Origin of the sequence: Serratia sp. CY37869, assembly GCF_052168895.1 — a bacterium.
Taxonomy (GTDB): Bacteria; Pseudomonadota; Gammaproteobacteria; order Enterobacterales; family Enterobacteriaceae; genus Serratia; species Serratia ureilytica.
This window is the reverse complement of sequence record NZ_JBJNLU010000001.1, coordinates 1,905,844-1,932,162: the sequence shown is the minus strand read 5'-3', so window position 1 is coordinate 1,932,162 and position 26,319 is coordinate 1,905,844. Positions and strand designations below refer to the sequence as shown.

Annotated in this window: 32 protein-coding genes and 2 pseudogenes; 18 read left to right on the top strand and 16 right to left on the bottom strand. The window is 58.2% G+C overall.

The features are described from left to right. The first annotated feature begins 90 nt into the window (after window positions 1-90). The 3 genes from pdxR to ACJ8J1_RS09260 all read left to right on the top strand — a co-directional run bounded on the left by pdxR (window position 91) and on the right by ACJ8J1_RS09260 (window position 2,894). The gene (gene pdxR, locus ACJ8J1_RS09270) at window positions 91-1,605 is read left to right on the top strand and encodes a MocR-like pyridoxine biosynthesis transcription factor PdxR (RefSeq protein ID WP_033642776.1); all 1,515 of its coding nucleotides are present in this window, start codon (window positions 91-93) and stop codon (window positions 1,603-1,605) included. Window positions 1,606-1,721: 116 nt separating this feature from the next. Then, window positions 1,722-2,174: a GNAT family N-acetyltransferase gene (locus ACJ8J1_RS09265; protein ID WP_033642777.1), complete on the top strand. Its 453-nt coding sequence runs from the start codon at window positions 1,722-1,724 to the stop codon at window positions 2,172-2,174. 15 nt (window positions 2,175-2,189) lie between these two features. Beyond that, window positions 2,190-2,894, top strand: coding sequence for a GNAT family N-acetyltransferase (locus ACJ8J1_RS09260; RefSeq protein WP_033642778.1), 705 nt, complete (start codon window positions 2,190-2,192; stop codon window positions 2,892-2,894). A gap of 51 nt (window positions 2,895-2,945) precedes the next feature. Here ACJ8J1_RS09260 and purB read toward each other — a convergent pair whose 3' ends face one another. Continuing rightward, window positions 2,946-4,316, bottom strand: a complete 1,371-nt coding sequence (gene purB / locus ACJ8J1_RS09255) for an adenylosuccinate lyase (RefSeq protein ID WP_033642779.1) — start codon at window positions 4,314-4,316, stop codon at window positions 2,946-2,948. A 22-nt stretch (window positions 4,317-4,338) separates the two neighbouring features. Further along, window positions 4,339-4,965, bottom strand: a complete 627-nt coding sequence (hflD, locus tag ACJ8J1_RS09250) for a high frequency lysogenization protein HflD (RefSeq protein WP_033642780.1) — start codon at window positions 4,963-4,965, stop codon at window positions 4,339-4,341. A 331-nt stretch (window positions 4,966-5,296) separates the two neighbouring features. On the opposite strand from hflD, the gene kup reads away from it, so the two are divergent. Then, a complete protein-coding gene (gene kup / locus ACJ8J1_RS09245) occupies window positions 5,297-7,165 on the top strand; it encodes a low affinity potassium transporter Kup (RefSeq protein WP_033642781.1) in 1,869 nt (622 codons plus the stop codon). 51 nt (window positions 7,166-7,216) lie between these two features. Here kup and mnmA read toward each other — a convergent pair whose 3' ends face one another. The 4 genes from mnmA to rluE all read right to left on the bottom strand — a co-directional run bounded on the left by mnmA (window position 7,217) and on the right by rluE (window position 9,867). After that, entirely contained in the window at window positions 7,217-8,317 is a 1,101-nt protein-coding gene (gene mnmA / locus ACJ8J1_RS09240) for a tRNA 2-thiouridine(34) synthase MnmA (protein WP_016928066.1), read from the bottom strand. A gap of 106 nt (window positions 8,318-8,423) precedes the next feature. Then, on the bottom strand, window positions 8,424-8,870 hold the full coding sequence (locus ACJ8J1_RS09235; protein ID WP_004941205.1) for an NUDIX hydrolase: 447 nt from the start codon (window positions 8,868-8,870) through the stop codon (window positions 8,424-8,426). Between the two features lie 9 nt (window positions 8,871-8,879). Further along, on the bottom strand, window positions 8,880-9,218 hold the full coding sequence (locus ACJ8J1_RS09230) for a lysozyme inhibitor LprI family protein (RefSeq protein ID WP_033642782.1): 339 nt from the start codon (window positions 9,216-9,218) through the stop codon (window positions 8,880-8,882). Between the two features lie 22 nt (window positions 9,219-9,240). After that, window positions 9,241-9,867 (bottom strand): 23S rRNA pseudouridine(2457) synthase RluE, encoded by a 627-nt coding sequence (gene rluE, locus ACJ8J1_RS09225; protein ID WP_033642783.1) that lies wholly within the window; start codon window positions 9,865-9,867, stop codon window positions 9,241-9,243. 131 nt (window positions 9,868-9,998) lie between these two features. Between rluE and icd the strand changes: the two genes are divergently transcribed. The 3 genes and pseudogenes from icd to tnpA all read left to right on the top strand — a co-directional run bounded on the left by icd (window position 9,999) and on the right by tnpA (window position 13,059). Then, entirely contained in the window at window positions 9,999-11,252 is a 1,254-nt protein-coding gene (icd, locus tag ACJ8J1_RS09220) for an NADP-dependent isocitrate dehydrogenase (protein WP_015377612.1), read from the top strand. 496 nt (window positions 11,253-11,748) lie between these two features. Continuing rightward, window positions 11,749-12,309, top strand: a complete 561-nt coding sequence (locus ACJ8J1_RS09215) for a zinc ribbon domain-containing protein (protein WP_052133794.1) — start codon at window positions 11,749-11,751, stop codon at window positions 12,307-12,309. Between the two features lie 313 nt (window positions 12,310-12,622). Further along, window positions 12,623-13,059 (top strand): annotated as a pseudogene (gene tnpA / locus ACJ8J1_RS09210) (IS200/IS605 family transposase). Between the two features lie 79 nt (window positions 13,060-13,138). On the opposite strand, the gene uspF reads toward tnpA, so the two are convergent. From uspF to ACJ8J1_RS09195, 3 genes are all read right to left on the bottom strand, one after another. Then, the gene (gene uspF, locus ACJ8J1_RS09205; protein WP_033642784.1) at window positions 13,139-13,594 is read right to left on the bottom strand and encodes a universal stress protein UspF; all 456 of its coding nucleotides are present in this window, start codon (window positions 13,592-13,594) and stop codon (window positions 13,139-13,141) included. 217 nt (window positions 13,595-13,811) lie between these two features. Next, window positions 13,812-14,039: a YgdI/YgdR family lipoprotein gene (locus tag ACJ8J1_RS09200; RefSeq protein WP_019454813.1), complete on the bottom strand. Its 228-nt coding sequence runs from the start codon at window positions 14,037-14,039 to the stop codon at window positions 13,812-13,814. 12 nt (window positions 14,040-14,051) lie between these two features. Next, entirely contained in the window at window positions 14,052-14,285 is a 234-nt protein-coding gene (locus ACJ8J1_RS09195) for a YgdI/YgdR family lipoprotein (RefSeq protein ID WP_033642785.1), read from the bottom strand. Window positions 14,286-14,647: 362 nt separating this feature from the next. Here ACJ8J1_RS09195 and tolA point away from each other — a divergent pair, with 362 nt between their 5' ends. Beyond that, a complete protein-coding gene (gene tolA / locus ACJ8J1_RS09190) occupies window positions 14,648-15,085 on the top strand; it encodes a cell envelope integrity protein TolA (protein ID WP_033642786.1) in 438 nt (145 codons plus the stop codon). A 157-nt stretch (window positions 15,086-15,242) separates the two neighbouring features. On the opposite strand, the gene ACJ8J1_RS09185 is transcribed toward tolA, so the two are convergent. Further along, window positions 15,243-15,533: a hypothetical protein gene (locus ACJ8J1_RS09185; RefSeq protein WP_033642787.1), complete on the bottom strand. Its 291-nt coding sequence runs from the start codon at window positions 15,531-15,533 to the stop codon at window positions 15,243-15,245. A gap of 146 nt (window positions 15,534-15,679) precedes the next feature. Between ACJ8J1_RS09185 and ACJ8J1_RS09180 the strand changes: the two genes are divergently transcribed. Next, window positions 15,680-16,099 (top strand): GNAT family N-acetyltransferase, encoded by a 420-nt coding sequence (locus tag ACJ8J1_RS09180; RefSeq protein WP_033642788.1) that lies wholly within the window; start codon window positions 15,680-15,682, stop codon window positions 16,097-16,099. On the opposite strand, the gene ACJ8J1_RS09175 is transcribed toward ACJ8J1_RS09180, so the two are convergent. Together ACJ8J1_RS09175 and ACJ8J1_RS09170 are read right to left on the bottom strand one after the other, a co-directional pair. Continuing rightward, window positions 16,096-16,308 (bottom strand): hypothetical protein, encoded by a 213-nt coding sequence (locus ACJ8J1_RS09175; RefSeq protein ID WP_033642789.1) that lies wholly within the window; start codon window positions 16,306-16,308, stop codon window positions 16,096-16,098. The two genes, ACJ8J1_RS09180 and ACJ8J1_RS09175, sit on opposite strands and share 4 nt — an antisense overlap. A 92-nt stretch (window positions 16,309-16,400) precedes the next feature. Continuing rightward, window positions 16,401-17,516 carry an AI-2E family transporter gene (locus ACJ8J1_RS09170; RefSeq protein ID WP_033642790.1) on the bottom strand — a complete coding sequence of 372 codons (1,116 nt, stop codon included), beginning with the start codon at window positions 17,514-17,516 and terminating at the stop codon, window positions 16,401-16,403. Window positions 17,517-17,810: 294 nt separating this feature from the next. Here ACJ8J1_RS09170 and ACJ8J1_RS09165 point away from each other — a divergent pair, with 294 nt between their 5' ends. Continuing rightward, window positions 17,811-17,948, top strand: coding sequence for a hypothetical protein (locus tag ACJ8J1_RS09165; RefSeq protein WP_016928056.1), 138 nt, complete (start codon window positions 17,811-17,813; stop codon window positions 17,946-17,948). Window positions 17,949-18,020: 72 nt separating this feature from the next. Here the strand turns inward: ACJ8J1_RS09165 and ACJ8J1_RS09160 are convergent, their stop codons facing one another. After that, window positions 18,021-19,232: an MFS transporter gene (locus tag ACJ8J1_RS09160; protein WP_033642791.1), complete on the bottom strand. Its 1,212-nt coding sequence runs from the start codon at window positions 19,230-19,232 to the stop codon at window positions 18,021-18,023. 232 nt (window positions 19,233-19,464) lie between these two features. On the opposite strand from ACJ8J1_RS09160, the gene ACJ8J1_RS09155 reads away from it, so the two are divergent. Beyond that, window positions 19,465-19,923, top strand: a complete 459-nt coding sequence (locus tag ACJ8J1_RS09155; protein WP_033642792.1) for a hypothetical protein — start codon at window positions 19,465-19,467, stop codon at window positions 19,921-19,923. Between the two features lie 99 nt (window positions 19,924-20,022). Next, entirely contained in the window at window positions 20,023-20,439 is a 417-nt protein-coding gene (locus ACJ8J1_RS09150) for a DUF2000 domain-containing protein (RefSeq protein ID WP_033642793.1), read from the top strand. A 12-nt stretch (window positions 20,440-20,451) separates the two neighbouring features. On the opposite strand, the gene ACJ8J1_RS09145 is transcribed toward ACJ8J1_RS09150, so the two are convergent. Beyond that, window positions 20,452-20,802, bottom strand: a complete 351-nt coding sequence (locus ACJ8J1_RS09145; protein WP_033642794.1) for a GFA family protein — start codon at window positions 20,800-20,802, stop codon at window positions 20,452-20,454. 141 nt (window positions 20,803-20,943) lie between these two features. Between ACJ8J1_RS09145 and ACJ8J1_RS09140 the strand changes: the two genes are divergently transcribed. The 3 genes from ACJ8J1_RS09140 to ACJ8J1_RS09130 all read left to right on the top strand — a co-directional run bounded on the left by ACJ8J1_RS09140 (window position 20,944) and on the right by ACJ8J1_RS09130 (window position 23,099). Beyond that, window positions 20,944-21,153, top strand: coding sequence for a hypothetical protein (locus tag ACJ8J1_RS09140; RefSeq protein WP_004941260.1), 210 nt, complete (start codon window positions 20,944-20,946; stop codon window positions 21,151-21,153). A 152-nt stretch (window positions 21,154-21,305) separates the two neighbouring features. Further along, complete coding sequence (locus ACJ8J1_RS09135) at window positions 21,306-22,379, top strand: SMP-30/gluconolactonase/LRE family protein (RefSeq protein WP_342185895.1); 1,074 nt, start codon at window positions 21,306-21,308, stop codon at window positions 22,377-22,379. Between the two features lie 75 nt (window positions 22,380-22,454). Continuing rightward, a complete protein-coding gene (locus ACJ8J1_RS09130; RefSeq protein WP_033642796.1) occupies window positions 22,455-23,099 on the top strand; it encodes a Qnr family pentapeptide repeat protein in 645 nt (214 codons plus the stop codon). Here ACJ8J1_RS09130 and ACJ8J1_RS09125 read toward each other — a convergent pair. After that, window positions 23,089-23,712 (bottom strand): LysE family translocator, encoded by a 624-nt coding sequence (locus tag ACJ8J1_RS09125; RefSeq protein ID WP_033642797.1) that lies wholly within the window; start codon window positions 23,710-23,712, stop codon window positions 23,089-23,091. The two genes, ACJ8J1_RS09130 and ACJ8J1_RS09125, sit on opposite strands and share 11 nt — an antisense overlap. 374 nt (window positions 23,713-24,086) lie before the next feature. Between ACJ8J1_RS09125 and cspE the strand changes: the two genes are divergently transcribed. Together cspE and ACJ8J1_RS09115 are read left to right on the top strand one after the other, a co-directional pair. Next, window positions 24,087-24,299, top strand: a complete 213-nt coding sequence (gene cspE / locus ACJ8J1_RS09120; protein WP_004941268.1) for a transcription antiterminator/RNA stability regulator CspE — start codon at window positions 24,087-24,089, stop codon at window positions 24,297-24,299. Window positions 24,300-24,413: 114 nt separating this feature from the next. Then, a pseudogene (locus tag ACJ8J1_RS09115) lies at window positions 24,414-24,492 on the top strand. Between the two features lie 213 nt (window positions 24,493-24,705). Here ACJ8J1_RS09115 and ACJ8J1_RS09110 read toward each other — a convergent pair. Beyond that, window positions 24,706-25,383 carry an isochorismatase family protein gene (locus tag ACJ8J1_RS09110; protein ID WP_016928046.1) on the bottom strand — a complete coding sequence of 226 codons (678 nt, stop codon included), beginning with the start codon at window positions 25,381-25,383 and terminating at the stop codon, window positions 24,706-24,708. A 253-nt stretch (window positions 25,384-25,636) separates the two neighbouring features. Between ACJ8J1_RS09110 and ACJ8J1_RS09105 the strand changes: the two genes are divergently transcribed. Further along, the gene (locus ACJ8J1_RS09105; RefSeq protein ID WP_033642798.1) at window positions 25,637-26,065 is read left to right on the top strand and encodes a universal stress protein; all 429 of its coding nucleotides are present in this window, start codon (window positions 25,637-25,639) and stop codon (window positions 26,063-26,065) included. Window positions 26,066-26,319 lie beyond the last annotated feature (254 nt).

Here is a 26,319-nt window from a genome sequence, read left to right as displayed (position 1 = left end):
TTCGCCGGGCAGCGCAACTGCCGCCGCCGAGGGGATGAAATAAGGTAGAGTAGTGTGCAATCGCCCCGAGTTTGGAGAAACAGACAGCCCATGAGTGACCACCCATCCTGCGCGGACGACGCGGCAATCCTGGCGGCCTTCACCCAGCAGCGTCAGCAGGGGCTGACCCGACGTTCGGCGCTGCATCAGGCCCTGTTGCGGCTCATCACCGCCGGGGAACTGCCGTGGCGGGCGAAGCTGCCGCCAAGCCGCGCATTGGCGCCCCGGCTGGGGGTGGCGCGCGATACGGTGGAGCAGACCTACGCGCGGCTGGAGGCGGAGGGATACATCAGCCGGGCGGTGGGGCGCGGCAGCTATGTTCGCTATCGCTGCGATACGTTGCTCGGCCGTGAACTGCTGGCGACGCAGGCGGGCCAGGAGGCGCGGCTGGCGGAACGCGAGCTAAGCGATCGCGGCCGGGCGTTGCTGGCGGTCAGCCATACGCCGCACACCAGCCGTCAGGCGTCGCTGACGCCCTCGCTGGCGGATCTGCGGGCGTTTCCCATCGATTCGTGGCTGCAGTGGGAAAAGCAGGCGCTGCGGCGGCACGGCGAGCGGCTGTTGGGGTATGCCGATCCGCAGGGCTTGCCGGAGCTGCGTGCGGAGATCGCGCACTATTTGCAGCGGGAGCGGGGCGTCAAGGCGACGGCGGAGCAGGTGATCGTGGTCACCAGCTCTCAGCAGGCGCTGGCGCTGTGCACGCAGGTGCTGTTCGATCCCGGCGATGCGGTATTCGTCGAAGAGCCGGGTTACCAGGGGGCGAAAAAACTGGTGCAGTCGGCGGGGCTGCAGGCGCGGCCGATCGGCATTGATGAGCAAGGGCTGGACGTCGGGCAACTGATGCAGGCTTCGGGGGGCGGGCGGGGCGTTTACATCACGCCGTCCCATCATTACCCGCTGGGATACTCGCTGAGCCTCGAGCGGCGCCTGGCGCTGTTGCAGTGGGCCCAGCGCCGGCGGGCCTGGATCATCGAAGACGATTACGACGCCGAGTTCAACTACGATCGACAAACCAAGGCGGCGCTGCAGGGGCTGGACAGCGGCGGGCGCACGCTGTACATCGGCACCTTCAGCAAGACGCTGTTTCCGGGGTTGCGCATCGGTTTCATGATCGCGCCGCCGCAGCTGGTGCGGCCATTGGTCGCCGCCAGGCAGTTTCAGGACGGCTACACGTCGGCACTGGCGCAGATGACGCTGTTCCACTGCCTGCACGAGGGCGGCTACGCCGAGCATCTGCGCAATATGCGCACGCTGTACAAGGCGAGGCTGGACGTCCTGTACGACGCGGTGCATCGCCATCTCGCGCCCTGGACGCGCCCGGCCTTGCCGCAGGGTGGCCTGCAGCTGGTTTGCCCGCTGGCGGATGCGGCGACGGAGCGGCGGCTGGTGACGGCGGCGGCCGAGCGGGGAATACGATTGTACGGCCTGGCGGATTTCTACACCGGCGCGCCGCAGCGCGGGGCGCTGGTGCTCGGTTTCTCGGCCTATGCGCCGGACGAGATCGTGCGCTTTATCGCCACGCTGGCACAGGTGTTCAGCGCGCTGCCGCGGGAAAACGGCGGTTAAAATTGGTCTGCTCGGCGTTTTGAATTGGTCCGTATTACACCGTCGCTGCGCGGTGTATCCTGCCGCTATTCGGTTATTTCCCTAATGGAAATAATATCTTAACCCCGTGAGGCGCTATGAACCCATCAAATCGTGAAGTGACTATCCGCAGAATCAATGGCGACGACAGAGCGCAATGGCTGGCGTTGTGGCAGGGCTATCTCGACTTCTACCGCGCCGACGTGGCGCCGCAGGTGACCGATCGCACCTTCGAACGGTTGGGGCAGGATGAACAGGTGTACGGGCTGGTGGCGGAGGATGCCGACGGCCGGCTGCTGGGGCTGATGAACCTGGTATTCCATCCGTCCACCTGGAGCGCGGTGGGCTATTGTTATATCGAAGATCTCTTTGTGTCGCCGCAGGCGCGCGGCCATAAAGTGTCGGAAAAACTGTTCGAACAGGCGTATCGGCTGGCGGAGGCGCGCGGCAGCGATCGGGTCTATTGGATGACTCAGGAGTACAACGCGCCGGCGCGTTCGCTGTACGACAAAATCGGCAGAAGAAGTTCGTTTATCGTTTATACCCGTTAACCGCAGGAGGCGCGTATGGCAATGAATCGTTATGGTCAGCCGATTGGCGAACCGATGCCGGATTGGCAGCCGGCTCGCCGCCCGGGCGGCGCAACGCTCGGCGGGCGTTTCTGTTCACTGGCGCCGCTCGAGCCGCAGCGGGATTACGCCGCGCTGTACGATGCTTTCCAGCTGGCGCCGGACGGCCGCGACTGGACCTATCTGTCTATCGAACGGCCCGATACACCGGCGGCGATGCTGCAGCATCTGGAGACGCTGCAGGCCAACCCGACGCTGGTCAACCTGACGGTGTTCGACGCCGCCAGCGACGCGCCGGTGGGGACGGTGGCGCTGATGCGCATCGACGAGGCCAACGGCGTGCTGGAGATCGGCCACGTCAGCTGGTCGCCGTTGATGAAACAGCGCTCCAGCGCCACCGAAGCCATCGCGCTGCTGCTGCGCTACGCCTTTGATACGCTGGGCTACCGCCGCTGCGAATGGAAGTGCGACAGCCACAACGCGCCGTCGCGCCAGGCCGCGCTGCGCTTTGGTTTCCGTTACGAGGGCAACTTCCGCTTTGCGGTGATCGTCAAGGGGCGCAGCCGGGATACCGACTGGTTCGCCATCACCGCTGACCGTTGGCCGACGGTGCGGCAGGCGCTGGCGCGTTGGCTGAGTGCCGAGAACTTCGATGCGCAGGGGCGGCAGATAGCCCGGCTGCAGGTGTTGCGCGGCGAATAATAAGCAACAAGGCGGCCCGCGGGCCGCCTTGTCGTTGTGGGTCTAACGCGCTTACTTCAGCTCGTCGACCAGGGTGGTGGCGCGGCCGATGTAGTTGGCCGGGGTCATCGCCTTCAGACGGGTTTTCTCTTCTTCCGGCAGCGCCAGACCGTCGATGAACGCCTGCATGCCGGCGGCGTCCACGCGCTTGCCGCGGGTCAGCTCTTTCAGCTTCTCGTAAGGCTTCTCGATGCCGTAACGGCGCATCACGGTCTGGATCGGTTCGGCCAGCACTTCCCAGTTGTGATCCAGTTCGTCCAGCAGGTGCGCCTGGTTCACTTCCAGCTTGCTGATGCCCTTCAGGGTGGCCTGATAGGCGATCAGCGCATAGCCCAGGCCCACGCCCAGGTTACGCAGCACGGTGGAGTCGGTCAGGTCGCGCTGCCAGCGGGAGACCGGCAGTTTGCCCGCCAGGTGGCCCAGCACGGCGTTGGCCAGGCCCAGGTTGCCTTCGGAGTTTTCGAAGTCGATCGGGTTGACCTTGTGCGGCATGGTGGAGGAGCCGATTTCCCCGGCGATGGTCTTCTGCTTGAAGTGGTTCAGGGCGATGTAGCCCCAGATGTCGCGGTCGAAGTCGATCAGAATGGTGTTGAAACGCGCTACGCAGTCGAACAGCTCAGCGATGTAGTCATGCGGTTCGATCTGGGTGGTGTACGGGTTCCAGGTGACGCCGAGCGAGGTCACGAACGCTTCGCTGAACTGATGCCAGTCCACTTCCGGGTAGGCGACGATGTGGGCGTTGTAGTTGCCGACCGCGCCGTTGATTTTACCCATGATCTCCACACGCTCCAGCTGGCGGTACTGGCGCTCCATGCGGTAAGCCACGTTGGCGAACTCTTTGCCGACGGTCGACGGCGTAGCCGGCTGGCCGTGGGTGCGCGACAGCAGCGGGATATCGCGGTATTCCAGCGCCAGCCCTTTCAGCGCATCGATGATTTTACGCCAGTAAGGCAGCACCACGTCCTGACGAGCGCTTTGCAGCATCAGCGCGTGCGACAGGTTGTTGATGTCTTCGGAGGTGCAGGCGAAGTGAATGAACTCGGACACCGCGTGCAGCGCAGGCACCGCCGCCACTTTTTCCTTCAGGAAATACTCGACCGCTTTCACGTCGTGGTTGGTGGTGCGCTCGATGGTTTTGATGCGCTGAGCGTCTTCTTCGTTGAATTCAGCGACGATTTTGTCGAGGAAAGCGTTTGCGTCGGCGTCAAAAGCGGGAACTTCCTTGATTTCTGCGCAGGCGGCCAGTTTTTGCAGCCAACGTACTTCAACCTGTACGCGGAATTTCAGCAGACCGTATTCGCTGAAAATGGGGCGCAGTGCGCTGACTTTATCACCGTAGCGTCCATCAACGGGGGAAACGGCGGTCAGTGAGGATAATTCCATCGGTAGCAACTCCTGGGATCGATTAACAATGAGCAACGATATTTTGCGCCTGCTTGAACAGACGATTACGGGAAAACATTAACTGCAGGCGGCTGCCGCCGACCTGTTGCCACAGCACGGCGGCGCGAATGCCGGCCAGCAGCGTGGCGCGAACTTTGGCCTGCACCTGCGGGTTCTGCAAGATCGCCGGTGAGCCGGTCACCTGGATGCGCGGCCCGAGCGGGCTGACCACGTCGACATAAATGCCGGCCAGCGCGCTGATGATGGTGTCCGACTCAAGATCGAAGTGCGCCAGCTGGCGCTCGAGCTGGCCGAGGCGTTCGCCGAGCGTGTTCATTGCCTGTTTGTTGGCGTTGAGCTTGCGCTCCAGCACCATCAGGCTGATGGTGTAGCGGGTCAGTTCCGCGCCCGGCCCTTTGTTGTTGGCGTTAAGCACGCCCATCAGGGTTTCGAGGCCGACCATCAAATTGCGCTCCTCGCCGCCGAACACCGCCAGCGTAGAGGGTGGGTCCATCTGCAGCAGGCTTTTCAGCGAGGTGTGAAACGCTTCGCGGTCGCATTGCCCTTCATGGGCCAATTGCTGAACCAAACGCGCCGACTGGCTGATACCCGCCATGGCCAGCGTGATGTCATAATAATTTTTCGCCACGATGACTCCTGTAAACGCGGTGAACGGTACATGGCTTACTGTATAAGGTTGTGCGTATCGCCAGGGTAACGGCGGCGGCCGCGAACGGTAACGATCGGGCGTGGCTGTAACAACGATGACAACGAATGCCGCGGATCATGCCATAAAATTGAGGGTAAACCCAGCGTCTAATACGCCTGTGGCGAGGCGGATGCGCCGTGCGGCGCAGAACTGCGCAAATAGACGGCGAAAATCGCCGGTGGCGCGGCACGAACTTATTGTTGCGGCGGCAAATAAAGTGCGGCGGCTGCATCTATACTGCCAACGTGACCCCTCAAATAAAGACCTTTATATGCACGTAAAAAACAAGCAGCCGCTGCCGGCGGTGACGCTGGCGGCCATCGGCGTGGTGTACGGTGATATCGGCACCAGCCCGCTGTATACCCTGCGCGAATGCCTGACGGCGGAAGAAGGGATCACCCTAACGCCGACGTCGATCTACGGCTTTCTGTCATTGATTTTCTGGCTGTTGACGCTGGTGGTGTCGATCAAATACGTCTGCTTCGTGATGCGCGCCGACAACGACGGTGAAGGGGGAATTCTGACGCTGATGTCGCTGGCGATCCGCAAGCTGGATGCGCGCTGGGTGCCGGCGGCGGTGCTGGTCGGGCTGGTGGGCGGCAGCTTCTTTTATGGCGATGGGGTGATTACCCCGGCCATTTCGGTGCTCTCGGCTATCGAAGGCCTGCAGATTATTGCCCCCGAGCTGGACAGCTTTATCGTGCCGCTGTCGCTGCTGGTGTTGACCGCGCTGTTCGCGATCCAGAAACACGGCACCGGCAGCGTCGGCAAACTGTTCGCCCCGGCGATGGTCATCTGGTTCCTGACGCTGGCGCTGCTCGGCATCGGCGGCATTTTGCATCACCCCGGCGTGCTGCGGGCGCTGAACCCTTACTGGGCGGTGAATTTCTTCCTCGAGTACAAGGCAGTGTCGTTCTTCGCGCTGGGCATGGTGGTGCTGTCGGTCACCGGCGCCGAAGCGCTGTACGCCGACATGGGCCACTTCGGCAAAAAACCGATCCGCCTGGCGTGGTTTACGCTGGTGGCGCCGGCGCTGGTGCTGAACTACTTCGGCCAGGGGGCGCTGCTGTTGGCCAACCCGGCGGCGATCAATAACCCGTTCTTCCTGCTGGCGCCCACCTGGGCGCTGATCCCGCTGCTGGTGATCGCCACGTTGGCGACGGTGATCGCCTCGCAGGCGGTGATCTCCGGCGTCTTCTCCCTGACGCGCCAGGCGGTGCGGCTGGGCTACCTGCCGCCGATGCGCATCATCTATACCTCCGATCAGGAGTCCGGGCAGATCTACATTCCGGTGGTGAACTGGCTGTTGTTCGCGGCGGTGTTGATCGTGATTATCAGTTTTAAACACTCCAGCAACCTGGCCTCGGCTTACGGCATCGTGGTGACCGGCACCATGCTGCTGTCGTCGATTTTGCTGAGCATCGTGGCGGTGAAAAACTGGGGCTGGCCGCGCTATCTGGGTGGGCTGATGCTGCTTGCCATGCTGTGCATCGACGTGCCGCTGTTCGGCGCCAACCTGATCAAACTGGCGACCGGCGGCTGGCTGCCGGTGGCGCTGGGGTTGATCATTCTGCTGATCATGCTGACCTGGAAGACCGAGCGCTCGCGCCTGATCCGCCGGCTGCGCGACAACCAGGAAGGGCTGACCGCGCTGATCGAGTCGCTGGAGAAGGCGCCGCCGAAGCGGGTGCCGGGCACCGCGGTGTTTATGGAGCGCACGCCGCATGCGGTGCCGCTGGTGCTGCTGCATAACCTGAAGCACAACAAGGTGTTGCATGAGCGCGTGGTGCTGCTGACTATCGTGACTACCGACATGCCGTATGTGCACAACGTGCAGCGGGTGGCGATCGAACAGCTGTCGACGAGCTTTTGGCGGGTGGTGGCGAGCTACGGCTGGCGCGAAACGCCCAACGTGACGGATATCCTTTATCGCTGCGGCCTGGAGGGGATGAGTTTCACCATGAACGAGACCTCGTTCTTCATGTCGCGCGATACGCTGGTATTGGGCAAGCGCCCCTGGTATCTGCGCGTGCGCGGCAAGGTGTTCCAGCTGTTGCAGCGCAACGCGCTGCGGGCGCCGGATCTGTTCGAAATCCCGCCAAACCGGGTGATCGAACTGGGGGCGCAGGTGGAATTCTGAATAAAAAAAACGCTGCGGTAAACGCAGCGTTTTTCTTGGGCGGCAGGCGAACTACGCCAGGCGCTGTTCGATGATGCCGCCGCCGAGGCAGATTTCGCCCTGGTAGAACACCGCCGACTGGCCGGGGGTGACGGCGGAGACCGGCTCGTCGAAACGCACTTCGATGCGTTCGTCGTCGAGCGGGGTCACGGTGCAAGGGATGTCCTGCTGGCGATAGCGGGTCTTCACCGTACAGCGGAACGGGCCGGTCAGCGGCAGGCGATCCACCCAGTGCAGCTGCTGCGCGATAAGGCCGACTGACATCAGGCGCGGGTGATCGTGCCCTTGCGCGACCACCAGCACGTTATTGGCCACGTCTTTATCCACCACGTACCACGGATCTTCGCTGCTGTCTTTCAGGCCGCCGATGCCTAACCCTTTGCGCTGGCCCAGGGTGTGATACATCAGGCCCTGGTGTTCACCGACGGTCTGGCCGTCGACGCTGACGATCGGGCCCGGCTGCGCCGGCAGGTAGCGGCCGAGGAAGTCGCGGAATTTGCGCTCGCCGATAAAGCAGATGCCGGTGGAGTCTTTCTTCTTGGCGGTGACCAGCTCCAGTTGCTCGGCGATGCGGCGCACCTCCGGCTTCTCCAGTTCCCCAACCGGGAACAGGCTTTGCGCCACCTGCTCGTGGCTCAGGGTATAGAGGAAGTAGCTCTGATCTTTGTTGCCGTCGACGCCGCGCAGCAGGCGGCTTTTGCCGTCCACGTCCTGGCGGCGCACGTAATGGCCGGTGGCGATGAAATCGGCCCCCAGGTCTTCGGCGGCGAACTCCAGGAAGGCTTTGAATTTGATTTCTTTATTGCACAGGATGTCCGGGTTCGGCGTGCGGCCGGCCTTGTATTCTTCCAGGAACAGCTCAAACACGTTGTCCCAGTATTCCGCCGCAAAGTTCACCGTGTGCAGTTCGATGCCCAGCTTGTCGCAGACCGCTTGCGCGTCGGCCAGATCGGTCGCGGCGGAGCAGTACTCTTCGTCGTCGTCTTCTTCCCAGTTTTTCATGAACAGCCCAGCGACCTGATAGCCCTGTTGCTGTAACAGATAGGCGGTAACGGAAGAGTCGACGCCGCCGGACATACCGACGATTACTTTTTTCTGGCTGTTGTCTGACATGGGGATCTCACGAACTTGAACACGAACCGTGCTGATAAAAACAAGCGCAGGATTTTACCACGTTGCCCGCGCCGGCGCACTGTTCATCTTGTGCTGCCCGGCGCCCTCAATGCGGCCAGGCGAAGCTGCCGACCAGCGACAGCGGGTAGCGCTCCGGCTGCTGGTAGCTGCGAATGCTCTCGGCCACCAGCGCGGAACGCAGGTTGGGCGCCTGCAAAATCTCGTCGGCGCTCAACCACAGGCAGCGATCGATGTCGCTGTCGTGCGGCTCGGTCGGCAGCGGCTGTTCCAGCTCGATGACGAAGCAAAAACGCAGGAACGGCGTGCGATCCGGCGCAATCCATTGGTGCAGACGTAAAAACGCCTGCGGGGTGGCGCGGATGCCGGTCTCTTCCCACAGCTCGCGCTCGGCGGCCTGCACCAGCGTCTCGTCGGCCTCCAGGTGGCCGGCCGGCTGATTCCACAGCGCTTTGCCGTTGATGGTCTCTTCGACAATTAAAAATTTGCCGGCGGCGTGCACCACGCAGGCCACGGTGACGTGCGGTTTGAACATGCGGTCTCCTTACAGCGGTTTGTCGATGCGCCGATAGATATCGTCCAGCTCGGCGATGCGGGTGCGGTAACTTTGCAGCAGGCAGGCGGTATCGCCGCCGCACCGCTGGCGTTTTGCCAGCCAGGCCTGCTGGCTGTCCTGCATCGCGCCGCGCGCGCCCATGGCGAACAGGCCGCGCAGCAATTGGTATTGGGTGGCCATTTGCACATCCAAATCGTTCAGCGTGCGGTTGGCGCAGATGGCTTGCTCATCGCGGCTTGCCGCCTTGGCGCAGTCGAAGCTGGCGGCCTGGGCGGCAAACGGGGCCGCCAGAGCGGCGAGCAGCAGCGCGATCGGCGTGGATTTCATGGCGCCTCCATCAGTTATCGGTCTACAGAGAATCGATGCTTTTCCATTCACCAGGCTGCAGTGAGCCCAGCGAAAGATTACCCATACTGTAGCGAATCAGGCGCAGGGTAGGGAACCCGATATGCGCCGTCATGCGACGCACCTGGCGGTTTCGCCCTTCGAACAGGGTGATTTTCAGCCAACTGGTGGGGATGGATTTACGCTCGCGGATCGGCGGGTTGCGCGGCCATAGCCACTGAGGCTCGGCCACCAACTCAACACCGGCGGGTAGCGTCGGGCCGTCTTTCAGCGTAACGCCGCAGCGCAATGGCGCCAAATCGCTCTCCTGCGGCGCGCCCTCGACCTGCACATAGTAGATTTTGCCGGTGCGCTTGCCCGGCTGGGTGAGCTGCGCCTGAAGCTGGCCGTCGTTGGTCAGCACCAGCAGCCCTTCGCTGTCGCGATCCAGGCGCCCGGCGGCGTAAACGTCGGGGAAGGGGATGTACTCTTTCAGCGTGGTGCGGCCGGCTTCATCGGTGAACTGCGGCAGCACGTCGAAGGGCTTGTTGAATAACACAATTCGACGCGGCCCCTTCGGCGCGGCGGGTTTGGCGGCATTCGGCTTGCTGAATCGTTTAACGTTGTGATTTCTAACAGAGAATTTTTTCATAACAGTTGAGATTACGGATGATAAGCGCATTATAACCGAATCCGTTTCGGATTGGCGCGGACCGAATATTCAAGTAGTATCTACACGCATCTTACAAAGCATTAACAAAATTGCGCTTGAAGGAGAGGTTGATGGAAAGCAAAGTAGTTGTTCCGGCAGAAGGTAAAAAAATCACGGTTGACGCCCAGGGTAAACTGGTTGTTCCTCATAACCCGATCATCCCGTTCATCGAAGGCGACGGCATCGGCGTTGACGTGACTCCTGCCATGATCCACGTGGTTGATGCGGCCGTTAAAAAGGCTTACCACGGCGAACGTAAAATCTCCTGGATGGAAATCTACACCGGCGAAAAATCTACCCACGTTTACGGTAAAGACGTGTGGCTGCCGGACGAAACTCTGGACCTGATCCGCGACTACCGCGTCGCCATCAAAGGCCCCCTGACCACCCCGGTCGGCGGCGGCATCCGTTCTCTGAACGTGGCCCTGCGCCAGCAGCTGGACCTGTACGTGTGCCTGCGCCCGGTGCGTTACTACCAGGGCACTCCAAGCCCGGTGAAACAGCCTGAGCTGACCGACATGGTGATCTTCCGCGAAAACGCCGAAGACATCTACGCCGGCATCGAGTGGAAAGCCGGCTCCGCCGAAGCGGACAAAGTGATCAAATTCCTGCGCGACGAAATGGGCGTGAAGAAAATCCGCTTCCCAGAGCAGTGCGGTATCGGCGTGAAGCCATGCTCCGAGGAAGGGACCAAGCGTCTGGTGCGTGCGGCGATCGAATACGCCATCACCAACGACCGTGACTCCGTGACCCTGGTTCACAAAGGCAACATCATGAAGTTCACCGAAGGTGCCTTCAAGGATTGGGGCTATGAGCTGGCGCGCGAAGAGTTCGGCGGCGAGCTGATCGACGGCGGCCCATGGCTGAAGATCAAGAACCCGAACACCGGCAAAGAGATCGTGGTTAAAGACGTGATCGCCGACGCCTTCCTGCAGCAAATCCTGCTGCGCCCGGCGGAATACGACGTGATCGCCTGTATGAACCTGAACGGCGACTACATCTCCGACGCCCTGGCGGCCCAGGTAGGCGGTATCGGCATCGCGCCGGGCGCCAACATCGGCTCTGACTGCGCGCTGTTCGAAGCGACTCACGGCACCGCGCCGAAGTACGCCGGCCAGGACAAAGTGAACCCAGGCTCCATCATCCTGTCCGCAGAGATGATGCTGCGTCACATGGGTTGGTTCGAAGCGGCTGACCTGATTGTTAAAGGCATGGAAGGCGCCATCGCCGCCAAGACCGTGACCTACGACTTCGAACGCCTGATGGAAGGCGCTAAACTGCTGAAATGTTCAGAGTTTGGCGACGCTATCGTTAAACACATGTAAGTGTGTTTGCGTTTGAATGAGAGCGGGAGCCTAAGGGCTCCCGTTTTTTATTGTTCCAATTGCATGGGTTATTGCGCTGCCGCAATCTGGCGCCGGAGCCAACAGAGCTGGGCTGTTATGCAATTGCGCGAGATTGATTTCAGCACGAACAAGGGGTCGAGTTACCTCATTATTCCCGGACAGACGGCTGATGGAATCGTGGTGAAAACCTCTACATGGCACGCTGTGCGGAGGCTGGATTTGTGCTGATCTCACGAAAGTTGCTGATCGGCGACGTCATCATAATCTCAGTGAGAACGGATGAACTGAACCATGCTGGTGTGTACTCGCTGGTGGCGTGATGCTCCATCACATGTGCGGTCAGCTAAGTAATCGTGTCCCTTACGAGTGATATTGGCAGGAACGAACGATCACGATTTTGCGTTTTAACGGGTGAACTTCTTAACTTCAACTGTTAACATCAAAGGGGATTACTATTCTATAGGAAAAGGATTAAATGAGAGAGTTTGGGTTTTTATTGCTGGCAGTAGGTGTCGTTTGGCTGCTGATAGCTTTTAACATGGACACCTATGTTTTTACTGGCTATGGTGAACGTGTCAATAACATTGGTTTGATCGCATCTAAACAGAATCACTTGCTGATATCATCAGTTATTTCTATTTGCGCCATTTTGATGATCATCTTTGGGAAATCGTCGTCTAAGGCAACCAATGTATATGTAAAATGCCCGTTCTGTGCTGAAGAAATAAATCCTGAAGCAATAAAATGCAAGCATTGCGGTAGTGATGTATCGGTTCAGTTGAAAGTACAGAAAGAAAACAAGTTCTCATTTTATGGATTTGATCATAACTTATTGCTATCAGAAGATGATAGCCCATCACTAAATGACAGTGAAGTGATGGAATTGGCCAATAAAATCAAGTCAATATCAAAGTCAAATCGTGATTCTTATATTTTTGGCGAGCATCAATCAAATATCACATACATTAAATACAAACTCCCTAAAGCTGTTCAAGACGAGTTTGTAAAAAGGTTAAAATACTGGCTTGCTAAATAAAACTTATTCCTCAAGAAAGCCGCGCTATGCGCGGTTTTTTTATGGTGTGGGTATGCCTTTTAAGACTCCTGAAATTAAATGCATTTGTCTCTAAGGTATTCTGAAAGCGGGAGCAGGGAGAGTTTACTGTTTATTCTCCGGAAGTCCACTTTAAACATTAAAAGCCCTTGCTGCAATTCTACCTGATTTCCAAAAATTTATGCTGGAAAGCTGGGGGGAGGGGAAGGATTATTCTTGGGAGGATCTAGTCTGAAGGAAACCCATGCCGGAATATTCCAGCTTACTCACCACAAGTAAGCTGGAAATTACCAATATGGGTTTATTCAGGAGTTCATCACATGTGTTCTGTCGTTGCAAATACCACCAAGTCTGGACGCCGAAGTATCGATTTCAAATACTTTGCGACAAGGTGGGGAAAGAGCTCTATTGAACAATTTACATCCTCTGCAACATGAAGGTCTGTGAGGTTTTGGAGCTAAATATTCACCAACTCACGAGCATTTGTCCCACCGAAGCTATCGACTTATACGTTGATGGATGTCCTAAAAGGACGCAGTGCAATCCGCCTTTACAGTCGTTTTCCGCACATACGCAAGAAGCTGTGAGGCAACCATTTTTGGGCAAGGGAATACGGTAAGGGTAAACGAGGAAATTATCAGACGATACGTAAAGCATCAGGATGAGAAAGACCAGGAGATCGAGCAGCAGATGGAGTTGTGCAGGATTAACTCGAATATTGCCCCCTTTTAGGGGGCTTCGTGTAAAGCCACCTCCGAAGGAGGTGGCCTTTGACTGTCTACTGTCCGAATGCATAAGGTATCGGACAAGATCACCGCGCGGCGTTAGCCGATTCACGCACGACCAGCACCGGGCAATTGGCGTGGCGCACCACCGCGGTGGCATTCGAGCCGAGAAGGTAAGTCATTGCAGAAGGGCGGTTGGAACCCATCACAATAATCTCCGCGTTAAGCGCATCGGCGAGTTCCAGGATCTGATCTTTGGGATCGCCGACGGCGACATGCGTGGTCACTCGATCCTCGGGAACGCTGAATTGTTTTGCCGCTTTCGCCAGCCCCTCGGTCGCTATCGCAATGGTTTCATCTTTGGTTTCCACCGCCGCCGTGGCGGCAAAGCCGAAGGCCGCGTAGGTGGCGCGCGACGGGATCACCGCCAGGAAATGGACGTGGGAGTCTTCGAGCCTGGCGAGCGCGTTGACATGCGGGATGACCTGCTGTGTTAATTCCGGCTCGGTAATATCCACGGGAACCAAAATAGTTTTGTACATACTCCCTCCTTATCGTTTTAAAAAACTCCACTTTTCGGATTATAGCTGTTCGACGCCGGGAAAGGGGAGATCCGTATGGCAAACCTGGCAACGTTGTCTGCTGAAATGTCAGGCGTTTATCGACGTTATCGTTAAACGCCAATGGGCGCGCTTACTGTTTGAATAGAAAGGGAGCCATCGGCTCCCTTTGTTTTAGCAGGCTCAGATTATCGGAACCTTAATGAGGGATTTCCGACACCTCTTTGACTTCCGTCTTGTTGATTTGCTGTTTGACGCCATTGGCGTCGGTATACCCGATCAACCCGGCAGAAGTCTCTTTCGGTTTGCCGTCACTGATGATCGTTCGGCCATCGTGGGTATGAATAGCGTAGCTGGTGCGTGTGCAGCCTGACAGTGCGGCGATGGCAACCAGGGCGATCGCGGGAAGAACAAGCGCTTTTTTCATTTGAAGCTCCTTTTAGTTATTCAACTCACTCATGTTTGCAATCTGGTCTCGATTGATCTGTTCCGTTTTGCCCGTTTCAGCATTTCGATAGGAGACCAATCCGGTATCTTTATCGATCTGGGGCTTGCCGTCGGTAACAATGGTTTTGCCGTCCGTCGTTTTGATCGCCTGATTGGAAGCGCAGCCCACCAGGGACATCAATGCTGTTGCCGCCAGCAGCGCGGCAAAGGGGCGTTTGCTTTTCATACCTACCATCCTGGTTACTTAAAAGAATTTAATATCAGGAAAGTAAGTATAGGCAGATTTTCCAGATTGCCAGGGTTGAAAGTGCTTCTAATGGGATAAAAAATTAAGAATAACTTAATTTATTGATGGAGTGATTGCTCGTTCGGATAACAAGGTTATCGAAAGGTCAGGGTTTTCAGGTATACGCCCCGCCTGGGGCGCTATGGCTTCATGTCATCATCGGCCCACGATTCTCCGCATGCCGATGCTTGATACTCGCAATGTCTCTGGCGGTTTGGCGTTAATTCTGTATAAGTATGCGCCGGGGATCTTGTCGAATACCACGTTGATTTCGGCTGATAGTCATCCATAAGGACAGGGATATGAAAATCACGCATTCAGGCTTTAAAACCGGCGCCGCCACATTATTGGCGGCGATGCTCGCGCTGGCATTAACGGGGTGTGCCAAGAGCACCGCCCCCAGCCAAACCGATCCGGTGAATAAAGAGGTTGACGATCTTTTCGCCAACCTTGGCAACCCAAAGGCGCCGGGAAAAGAGAAAGAACACTATATCGCCCAGTTGCAGGCCGCGATTCAAAGCCATTTGAAAGATGCCGAAGCCTACTCAGGCAAGCGTTGCAGATTGAGCATCAAGCTGGCGCCGGACGGTATGCTGATCAGCATTCGGGCTGAACAAGGGGAACCGGAACTTTGCCAGGCCGCGATCAAAGCAATCGCCAATGCGCGTCTGCCTAAGCCGCCAACGACCGCGGTTTACGAAGCGGTCAAAAGCAGCACGTTGGAATTTCGTCCACAGTGAAAATAAACGGCACTGCGATGCCAGACAATTAAACCAAAGTCACAGGCCGTATTTTCATGCGGCCTGTGAGTATTGGGTTGTGCAATATTTCGTATAGCGCTTCCTCATGCTAAAGCCCGTTTTTTCGGCATTATTTCACGGCATGTGGCGCCACTCTCTACCGATACATCATCGCGCTCACGCGCTCGCTTCGGTCTTTAAAACCGTTGCTGCGCATCGTTACCACATAGTAGCGATAGTGGTGTTTCTGTGCGTATTCGCGCACCAGATCTTCGGCGAACAGGCCGCTGAAGGTGACGGTGGTGACGAACGTCAGCCCTTTCACTTCGTAGGTGCCGATCTCTTGCGGGGTGCCGATATACGGCGGCGGGAACACGGTTTTGTGGAACTGGCAGCCGGCCAGCAGCAGGGTAAACAGCAGGGCGGCGGAGATTTGCGGTATTCTCATCGGGAAATGCTTTCCTTCCTTGGCGTGTGTTTTAGTAACTCTATAATAGGATTACAAAATTCGACCGGGATGTAAAAACTATCCCGCCGCGGTTGCCGTTTCGTTGATGCGGTATCGCCGTTATCCATCAGCACGAGGATTAAAACATGTTTGTTCGCCAGGCCACCGACAGCGATGCCGCAGCCCTGATCGCCCTCGACAGCGTCGCTGAATACGAGCCGCAGCGCGCGGCGCAGATCCGCACCTGGTGCGGGCAGGGCGTCTGTTATCTTGCCGAGGAGCAGGGCATGGCGATGGGATACGGTGTGCTGCACTATCACTTCTTCGGCTGCGGCTTTGTGGAGATGCTGATGGTCGGCGAGCGCTATCGCCGCCGGGGCGTCGGGCAGGCGCTGATTGCGGCGCTTAAGTTGCACTGCCGGCACCCGAAGCTGTTCACCTCCACCAATCGCTCCAACCTGCCGATGCAGCGGCTGCTGTTGAACGCCGGGTTTGTCGCCAGCGGCCAAATTGACAATCTCGATGACGGCGATCCGGAGCAGGTTTTTTTCATCCCGCTGCGCTAATACAGCCGGACATCCACCGCCTGTTGTTGCAGCCAGGTGTTGACGTAGCCGTAAGCGGCTGAGAAGGCCAGCAGCGCGAAGATCAGCACGGAAAGCGAGGCCAAAAATTTGACATCGCCCTGCTTCGAAAGCTGGTAAGCGCAAGAGATAAAGGCCAGCAGGCACAGCAGGGTGAAGGCGATGGCCAGCGTGGCGTAGAGAATAAGCATAACGAAACCCGTTCTTCCTTGTGAGCGCGGCAAGGATACCACAGACAAAAAAGGGGCCCAAACGGGCCCCGGTGCGATACGGCGCGAGAGGTTTACTCCGCCGCGTCGGGATGATTCTTGCCTTCTTCGATGAATTCTTCGTCGATCTCTTCGATGTTTTCCTTGCTGTCACGGCCGGACAGGATGTTCCAGCAGGCGATGAACAGCGCGGCGATCAATGGCCCGATGACGAAGCCGTTAATGCCGTAAATCTCCATGCCACCCAGGGTGGAGATCAGGATCAGGTAGTCCGGCATTTTGGTGTCTTTGCCTACCAGCAGCGGGCGCAGAATGTTGTCCACCAGGCCGATTACGACCACGAAGAACACCACCAGGAAGATGCCTTTCCACAGCATGCCGGTGGCGAAGAAGTAGATCACCGCCGGCACCCAGATGATGGCGGAGCCCACGGCGGGGATGATCGACAAGAACGCCATCAGCGCGCCCCACAGCAAGCTGCCGTCGATGCCGGTAAAGTAAAACGCCAGCCCGCCGAGCGCGCCTTGCACCACGGCGACCACCACCGTGCCCTTGACGGTGGCGCGGGAGACGGCGGCGAACTTCACGAACAGGTGGTGCTTCACGTGCTGTGAGAGCGGCAGCGCTTCGAGCGCCAGGTTCACCAGATACGGGCCGTCTTTCAGCAGGAAGAACAGCAGGTAGAGCATCACGCCGAAGCCGACGACGAAGTTGAAGGTGCCTTTGCCGATCAGGAACACGCTGCCCGCCAGGTATTGCCCGCCCTTGAGCGCCACCTCGGAAAGTTGTTTTTGGATCTCGGCGGCGCTGTTGAGGTTATGTTCCGCCAGGAAGCGCTGCGCCCAGCCGGGCAGATGACGCATGAAGTCCGCCAGCATGGTCGGCAATTGGCTGTTGTTGGTCTGCAGCTTGGTGTAAATCATGTTGAATTCCATCGCCAGCGATGAGGCGATGATCGCTAACGGCGTGAACACGATCAGGCAGATCAGCGCCACCGTCAGCAGCGACACCACGCCGTTGCGTTCGCCGACGTACTGCTTCAACTTCTTTTTCACCGGATGGAAAATCACCGCCAGAATAATTGCCCACAGCACCGAGGAGTAATAAGGCCCCAGCACGTCGAGAAAGGCGGCGGTAACGATGAACAGGATCAGAATAAAGAATCCCTTGGAAATGCCTCTAGACATCATAGTCGTCCCTCAAAAGATGAATTTTCAGCATAGATGAACTGAATGAAAACAACACTATCATTACCTTTGCTTATCCGGTAGGGGATTTTTAACGGCGTATTCCATAGGGTTACTAAGGGGAAAGGAGGGCGCCGCGCGAGTCTCAGGTGGCAGCACAAGGAAAGAAAGAACGCTAAATAGTTAACAAAATTTATTGATTGTGTTTCATTTTGTGTGTTGCGCTTGCCCCCTGCGCCAGGCTTTTCTAGTGTTGATGAGGGCGGCCGTTCGCCTGAACCACGCAGGAGTATGCAAATGACAGAACACAAACGACTTGCCGTTATCGAAAAGGCATTACTGATCGCTTTCGCCGGTCTGCTGATTTATCTTGTTGCGACCGGTGCCTTGTCATTGTCGGGTCTGGATCATCACTGGCCTTATCCTTCACGATAAGCACGCGCCCGCACCAGGGAATATTCAGCACCGCTAATAATAAATAGAACCTCCTTTCTCATTATTGCGCCATTACGCCGCATTGCGTGGCCCGCGGCGAAAAATCAGCGCCAATCCCGCCCCTGACACCGCCGCCGCCAGCACCAGCCAAGTCGGCGCCGCCCAACCGGCCGCGGCCACGATGGCGCTCAGCGCGACCGGGCCGATCACCTGGCCGAGGTAGTTCCCCTGCATCACCAACCCCAGACTCAGCGGCAGCAGCGTGGGCTCTGGCGTCGCCGCCGGCGTGGCGGCCAGAAGCGTCGCGGGCAGCATGCCGGCGATGGCGCAGAACAGGAAGCATAGCGGGATCAGCAGGCCATTGGGCGTCATCGGCAGGAAAATGCCGATGCCAAAGATGCCGATAACCAGGCTGGTGGCCGCGAGCAGGCTCCCGGCCCGCAGACCGCGCGACAGCAAGAACCCGGCGGCGAGATTGCCGAGGATATTGACGGCCACCGCCGCCGCGCTGATGCCGCCGGCGGCCGCCAGCGTCAGACCGATGCGCTGCATCAGAAAGATCGGTAAAAAGGTCATCACCGAGAAAAACTGCAGGTTATAAGCGGTGAACATCAGCGCCAGCAACAGCGGCTGGCGCGCCCGCAGCATCGCGCCCAGCGCTTGCCGCAGCGGCAACGGCGGAGCGTGCGCGTCGGCGGCGCGGCGCGGCGTAGTCAGCGGCAGCAGCAGCGCGGCCAGCAGCGTCAGCGCCGCACCGGCCTGCCAGTTCTGTTGCCAGCCCGCCAGGTGAGGGCCGAAAAACAGCGAAATGGCGATGCCCGCCGGCATGAAAGTGCTCCAGATGCCGAACACCAGGCTGCGCTGCGCCGGGGCGACGATGCGGTTCAGCACCGCCGGCGAGGCGACCACCACGATGACGAAGCCGAGGCCTTCGACAAAGCGGCTGACGATCAAGCCGCTGAAGTCGTGCAGCGTGGCGCCGGTAAAGCTGGCGGCGCTGACGATCAGCAATCCCAGCGCCAGCAGCCGCCGATCGCCCCAGCGGCGCACCAGCAGCCCGGCGGCGATGCCGCCGAACACCCCGACGAAAGGAAACGCCGAGATGACCCAGCTTAGCGTCTCCAGTGAACGGCCAAACTCGGCCTGCAGCGCCGGCAAGGCAATGGTGGCCTTGCCCACGTGCAGCGCCGCGGCGATGCCGGCGAACAGCACATTGATGACGGCTAGCCAGGGCGTGGCGGCGGGGGAAACGCGGTCAATGGCGTCCGGTTTAATCGCAGTCATAACACTCTCCAGTGGCGGTAACGCCCTCACTATGCGTCTGCGCTACGACAGAAGTCGTTCAAATGCTGCGCTGTCACGCGGGGAAATTATTCATTTCGAGCTTTATTTTGTGCGCCTCGTTGTTTGGTTCGCCAGCGTGCCGCCCTGCGTGGACGCCGGCGCCCGTTCAGCGGTTTACTGTTCCGGCACGCAGCGAGCGTGCCCGATCAATTTTATTTATAAGGAGCAGTGTATGTCAGAGATGATGAATGAAAACGGAGCGCCGGTGATGGAGTGGAGCTACGGCGGCCGGGGTGACGATATCAGCAGCAGCCTGACCTTCGACACGGTAGAGGAACAGCCGCATGGCTTCCTGATGACGGTCGATCGGCCGGTTCAGATCTTCAAAGAGGCGCTGTCGCCGCTGATGGCCTTTGTCACGCTGCTGCGCCCGCTGTATGTGAAGACGGGCGAGGGATTCCAGTTCGTGCCGGTCTCCAACCCCTGGACCGACGTGCAGCGCCTGCCGCCAAGCGCCGGTTATCTGGGCGTGCAGGTCAACGCCGGCCTGTTCTTCCACGGGGCCAAACCGACGCACTATAAAGATCGCGATGGCCAGATGAAACCGATCGACGGCGGCACTATCCTGCAGAACATCACCGTGCTGCATCAGGTGGCGCAACCGCTCGGCCCAGGTGAAGGCGCCGTCTGAGCCGGCAGCGTTATCATGGGGGCCGAACGCGGCCCCTTTTCACGCCTTGAAACCGTGTGCAGCTTGGGTAAAACTGGCTGCCTATTCAAGGAGAAGAGTATGTACAGCGACAACGAGAAAAAATTCTACATCATCCTCAACCGCAACCACGAACCGGCCACGCTGTTTAACGCCTCCTGCCATCTGACGGCAGGCATCACCGATCTTATCGAGCAGCGCGAGTTTCACCATTATCCGAGCAGCCTCGACGGCGTCAGCGCCAATATGAGCCACTATCCGATCGTGATCCTGCAGGCCAAGAACAGTAGCCAGCTCAGCAACCTGATTCTGAAGTGCAAGGAAGAGGGCGTGTTGGCCAACTTCTTCACCACCACTATGCTGTCGCACTCCGCCGAACAGCAGATCGCCGACACCGCCAACACCCCTTACGAGCAGCTGGATTTCGTGGCGGTGGCGCTCTACGGCGACACCGAACAGCTTAAGCCGCTCACCAAAAAGTTCTCCGTTTACCGCTGAAAACGCGGGATCTCAGACGCTGGCGCCGTCGTAGGTGTGGATCTGCAACGCATCCAGCGCGACGTCAGGCACGCAGCGCAGGTTAACGGCGCACATCGCGGCGCCGTCCGGCGCGGTGCCGTAGGCGAAGGGCTGGGCGCCGCAGACACGGCAGAACTGATGGCGGATCCTGTGGTGATTGAAAGTGTAAGTGCTGAGCTGGTCCTGACCGCTGTTGAGCGTGAAAGCGCTGATGGGGAAGAACGACAGCAGCAGCCCTTTGCGGCGGCAAATCGAACAGTTGCAGCTGAGGGCTTCGGTCGGCAGTTCGGCGTCTACGGAGAAGGTGACGGCGCCGCAGTGGCAGCTTCCCTGGAATGACATGGCGGTGATCCTGTGGCAGGAGGGCGGGTTTGCCCAGTATAGTGCAATTTATCGCCATTCGGCCGCGCCGGGCGCGGTTTCCTTAATAAATGCGCGGTTTTCTGGTAGGTTAAGGTTTAACGTCATCAAAAGGAGATCGCGATGTTAGAGCATTACTATCCGGCAAACATGGGCGCCGAACCGGTCACGGACGAACAGCACAAGCGGCTGGTGGCGGTGCAGGCGGCGCTGGAGCTTATCAAGGCTACGCTGTCAGACACCAACGATGGCAACGGCGTGGATTTCCAGCTGAAGGCGGCGGAGAAGCACATCGGCCCGATGGCCGACGCTATTCAGGAAGCCCTGAAGTAACGGTTCGCCGTCACGTCAACCGCCCATATCGGGCGGTTTTTTTTGCGCCGATTACTGCGATTTTTTTAGCGGCGTATTGCCTTTTTCCCGGCTGGTGCCGCCGGCGGCGCGACGCTACCCTAGCGATCCGACTCCTCATCAGGTGCACGCCCATGTTTCCCTTCCGCGTATTCTCTTTGTTATTGCCGCAACGTCGGTGCGCTGCCCGGCTGGCCGGCATCGCACTGTTCATCGGCGGCCTTGTGCAGGCGCACGCGACGCAACGCATCGACTTTTCGCCGGATCCCGCCGGCGCTTACCCAGAGGGCGTCGCCTGGAATGCGCGCGCCGGCGCGTTTTTGGTGTCTTCCCTGCGCGGCGGGCAACTTGGCCTGGTTTATCCCGATGGCCGCTATCGGCGTTTTTCCACCGGCAAGGGACTGATTACCACCTCCGGCATGCTGGTGGACACCGAGCGCAACCGGGTGCTGGTGTGCAATGAAGACGTAGGGGTGTCCCTCCACTCTTCGCCCGGCACGCGCAATCGCGTGGCGCAGGTGTTGGAATTTCGTCTCGATACCGGTGCGCTGCAGCAGGTGTACGATCTGTCTTCGTTAAGCCGTGGGCCGACGCTCGCCAACGATCTGGCGCTCGATGCGCAGGGCAATATCTACGTCACCGACAGCTTCCAGCCGCAGATTTACAAGATCGACCGGGCAACGCGCCAGGTGTCGATCCTGGTGCGCTCATCGCTTCTGCTGCCCGCCGACGCGCCTGCGGCTGCGCAGGGCACGCAACCTTATCTCAACGGCATCGTGTATCACCCGGATGGCTACCTGATCGCGGCGGACTACACCCGCGGGCTGCTGTGGAAGGTGACGCTGGATAACACGCCTGCGATAAGTGAAATCAGGCTGCCGCATCGGCTGAAAGGGCCGGACGGGCTGCGGCTCAAAAACGCCAACGAATTGGTGATCGTACAGTCTTATCCGGGGAGAACAGGGGGCATGTCCGGTGACGTGTCGCTGCTCTCCTCGACGGACGGCTGGGCCAGCGCGCATATCGTCGCCGTCGCCGCGCCGCCGGGGTTGGATGGGCCGACTGGCGCCGCGCTGCGCGATGGCGAGGTGTGGGTGGTCAACTCGCGTTACCCCAAACTTTTTGCCGACGTCGCTCAGGCGGAAAGCGTCAAGCGCTTCAGCATCGTCAAGGTGGCGTTCGCACCGCCCGCAGCGGATGGCCGCTGAGCGACGGCGGTTGCCAACCGCGCCGGAATAGGATTAAATGCCGCACTGACTGTATAAATAAACAGGGGTGTTGCAATGAGCCTGGCGCTGAAGGGTGAGAAGATCGCGCGTAACCGCTTTACCGGCGAAAAAATTGAAAACGGCAGCTTTATGCTGTGTGATTTTTCGGGCGCCGATCTGACCGGCACCGAATTTATCGGCTGTCAATTTTACGATCGCGAGAGCCGACAGGGCGGTAACTTCAGCCGCGCAATCCTGAAAGACGCGAGTTTTAGAAGCTGCGATTTATCGATGGCCGATTTCCGCCACGTTGACGCATTGGGGTTGGAGATCCGCGAATGTCGCGCGCAGGGAGCAGATTTTCGCGGCGCCAGCTTTATGAATATGATCACCAGCCGCACCTGGTTTTGCAGCGCCTATATCACCAAGAGCAACCTGAGCTACGCCAATTTTGCCAAAGTGGTGTTGGAGAAATGCGAGCTGTGGGAAAACCGTTGGCACGGCGCGCAGGTGCTCGGCGCCAGCTTCAGCGGCTCCGATCTGTCCGGCGGCGAATTCTCCGGTTTTGACTGGCGCGCCGCCGATGTCACCCAGTGCGATCTGAGCAACGCGGAACTGGGCGAGTTGGATTTGCGCACCACCGATCTGCAGGGCGTTAAAATGGACAGTCACCAGGCCGCTCAACTGCTGGAGCGGCTGGGGATCGCAATCATCGGCTGAAGAGCTGCCTGATGCCCAGGCTGATGATCAGCACGCCGCAGGCGCGATCGATCCAGGCTTTACTGCGTCGGTAGGCGCTGGCGATCGGCGCGTGCGACAGCACCAGCGCCACCAGGCCATACCACAGGCTAGCGACTACCGCGACCTCCAGCAGCATGGCGGCGAAGGTGGGCATGGAGACATGGGCAGGCGCCGCCGACGAAAACACCGCGGCGTAAAAGGCGACGGATTTGGGGTTGGCGATGTTGGTGGCGACCCCTTGCAAGAATGCCGATCTGAAGCCGGAGTTCACCCCACCCGCCGCGCCGACAACCCCTGAGCCGGGAGCTGCATGGGCGATCAGCCGATAACCGAACCAAATCAAATAACCTGCGCCGGCCACTTTTACCGCCAGCGCCAGCCAAGGGAACAGGGTGAAAATCATGCCGACGCCGAGCAGGGCGCTGCTCGCCCAGAACAGGTTGACCAAGACAATACCTGCCACCAGAGCGAAAGCCTCGCTGCGGCGCGCGGAAACGGCTTTGTGTGCAACGGCGACAAAGTTGGGGCCGGGGATCACCACGCCGACAATATACACGGTGAAGACGGCGAGCACGGCTGGCATATCAATCATCGGTTAACGGCCTGTAAGAAGGGGGAACCTAGTTCTATAATGAATCGCCGGTATGATCCAGCAGTGCGAAAAAATTTTTTCATAGGCCGTTAGCGGCAGATGCAGGCGGTGCTTTGCGGTAATAAATTTATGAGGCAGATGAATATAATTTAAAATATATCTTGCTTAAATAATTTAGCTGTGTGTAAATAGCGTCATCGGTTTGTAGTACAGACCTTATGAAAGCAGTTTTAGTAAAGCAGTTCTCAGTATTAGCGATATCCCTCAGATACCTCTTCTTCCGCGAATTCTCTTCTCTAGTGCCCCATAAGTTTCCAATAAAAACAGACCTCTATCGCCCTATGGCGTCGCAAAAATATAAAGGAAATATCTCTATGTCCAATAAAATGACTGGTTTGGTAAAATGGTTTGATGCAGGTAAAGGCTTTGGCTTTATCACCCCGGCAGACGGCGGCAAAGATGTGTTCGTACACTTCTCCGCTATCCAGAGCAACGATTTCAAAACGCTGGACGAAGGCCAACAGGTTGAGTTCACTATCGAAAATGGCATGAAGGGGCCTTCTGCCGGTAACGTGGTCGCGTTATAATTTTCGGCCGAGGTGCAATGTCTTACGACAGCGATGATGGTTTAAGCCGGAGCAGTTAAGCAATGAAATCCTCAGCCTGAATAAACTCCGGGTTCGCCCGGAGTCTTTCTCGATACGTCATTAGCTCAGCAGGAAGAGCGGCAGCGAAATTATTCGTTGGCGGACTGGGGTTCGATTCCTCGATGACGTTCCAATAATTAATGATTATTGGCAACAGAAAAACAGATTGCCGCAGAATTAATAACGCCGCGTTTCAGTCTATTTTTCTGTTGTGAAAAAGTCGCGCTTAGTCTGCGTAATGTTGGAGTGTGGGATGGACGCTTACGCCATAACATGACAGCCGGGAAAGTTACCGGCACACGATTAATAGCCCCGGCCTTGGCCGGGGTTTTTTATACCCGCGATCTTAACGTTGCGAGTCCAGCAGTTCGTTATTTTTCACCACGTCCTGCGCCTTGAGGTAGCTCTCGATCAGCAGCTGATAGGCCGGGAAGATTTTGGTGTAGACCTCGGCCCACTGCTGAGCGTCGGCGCGGTTCCAGCTGCCCTGCAGCTCGGAGGCGACGCCGGCGGTGTCGATCGGCACCACGCCCGCCTGTACCACGCGCGCCAGGGTAATTTCCTGCGCCATTTTCGAGTAGGTGCCGGAGGCGTCGATCACCGCGAAGACCTTATAGCCTTCGGCCACCGCGCTGATGGACGGAAAGGCCATGCAGACGCTGGTGATGGTGCCGGCGATGATCAGGGTTTTGCGGCCGGTGGCTTTGACCGCCGCCACGAAGTCCGGGTTGTCCCAGGCGTTGATTTCCCCTTTACGGGCGACGTATTGCGCGTGCGGCGCATTCTGGTGAATCTCCGGGATCAGCGGGCCGTTGGGGCCCTGCGGCACCGAGGCGGTGGTGATCACTGGCAGTTTGCTGAGGGTGGCGATGCTGGCGAGGGCGGCGGCGCGAGCGCGCAGTTCGGTCATCGGCATATCGGCGACGGTCTGAAACAGACCGCTTTGGTGGTCAATCAGGAGCATGACCGCGTCATTAGCATCAATAACAGGACGCTGGCCGTTGAAGTTGGCTGGAGTGCTCATGGTGTCTTCCTTTTTTCGTCGTGAGGTCAGTGGGTATCTTCTTTGATTGATAAGGCTGAAACTCAGCACTTGCCTACAGTGTAGAGAGAGGAGATAAATCCGGTAGAGCCTAAAGCCGGGATGCATCGTTCCATTAATAGAACGACACTGCAGCAGGCGAGGGGGCCGGCGCTGGGCTAAACTTAAGGTGCATGAGAAACATGCGGCAAGGAACGCCATCCTGTTCATGGGTTTGACGCGGAGGGCCGCCGTCATGGCTTATCAGCATATCGTTGTCGCCACGGATCTCAGCGAAGACGCCGAGTTCCTGTTGGGCAAGGGCGCCAGGTTGGCCGCCGCGCTCCAGGCCAAACTTTCACTGATTTATATCGATATTCACCGCGCCGGTTATTATGTCGATCTGGGCGTGGGAGATTACAACTACACCGATCGCACGTTTTCGGAGCGGGTGAAGAATATGCTCAATGCGATCAAAGGGCAGTCTTCCTATCCGGTGGAAGAGGTGATCGTCAGCCGTGGCGCGTTGACGGAGGAGCTGAATCGGGTGGCGAAGGAAAAAGGGTTCGATCTGGTGATCTTCGGCCATCACCACGATGTCTGGAGCCGGCTGGTTTCTTCGGCGCGTCAGGCGATCAATGAGTTGAACGTCGATCTGCTGGTGATCCCCATCGAGAAAAAATAGTCGCGGCCGCCGGCGGGCGGCTGCTTTTTTCATTCGCATCGCTTATCTCTGAGCGGCCATAACCGTCTATCCGCAATAATCCCGCTTGCTGACAATCCGCCAGGAAAATAGTGAATGACCGCAATTTTATTATCTCCATCAATGTGTTGGCCAAAATCCGATAAAGATTAACCCAGCGCATTGAAATGACTCGCATACCTCCTTTTAGTTAATAAACCGCACGTTTTGACTGGCTCTCAGGGAGCCTGCGTCTT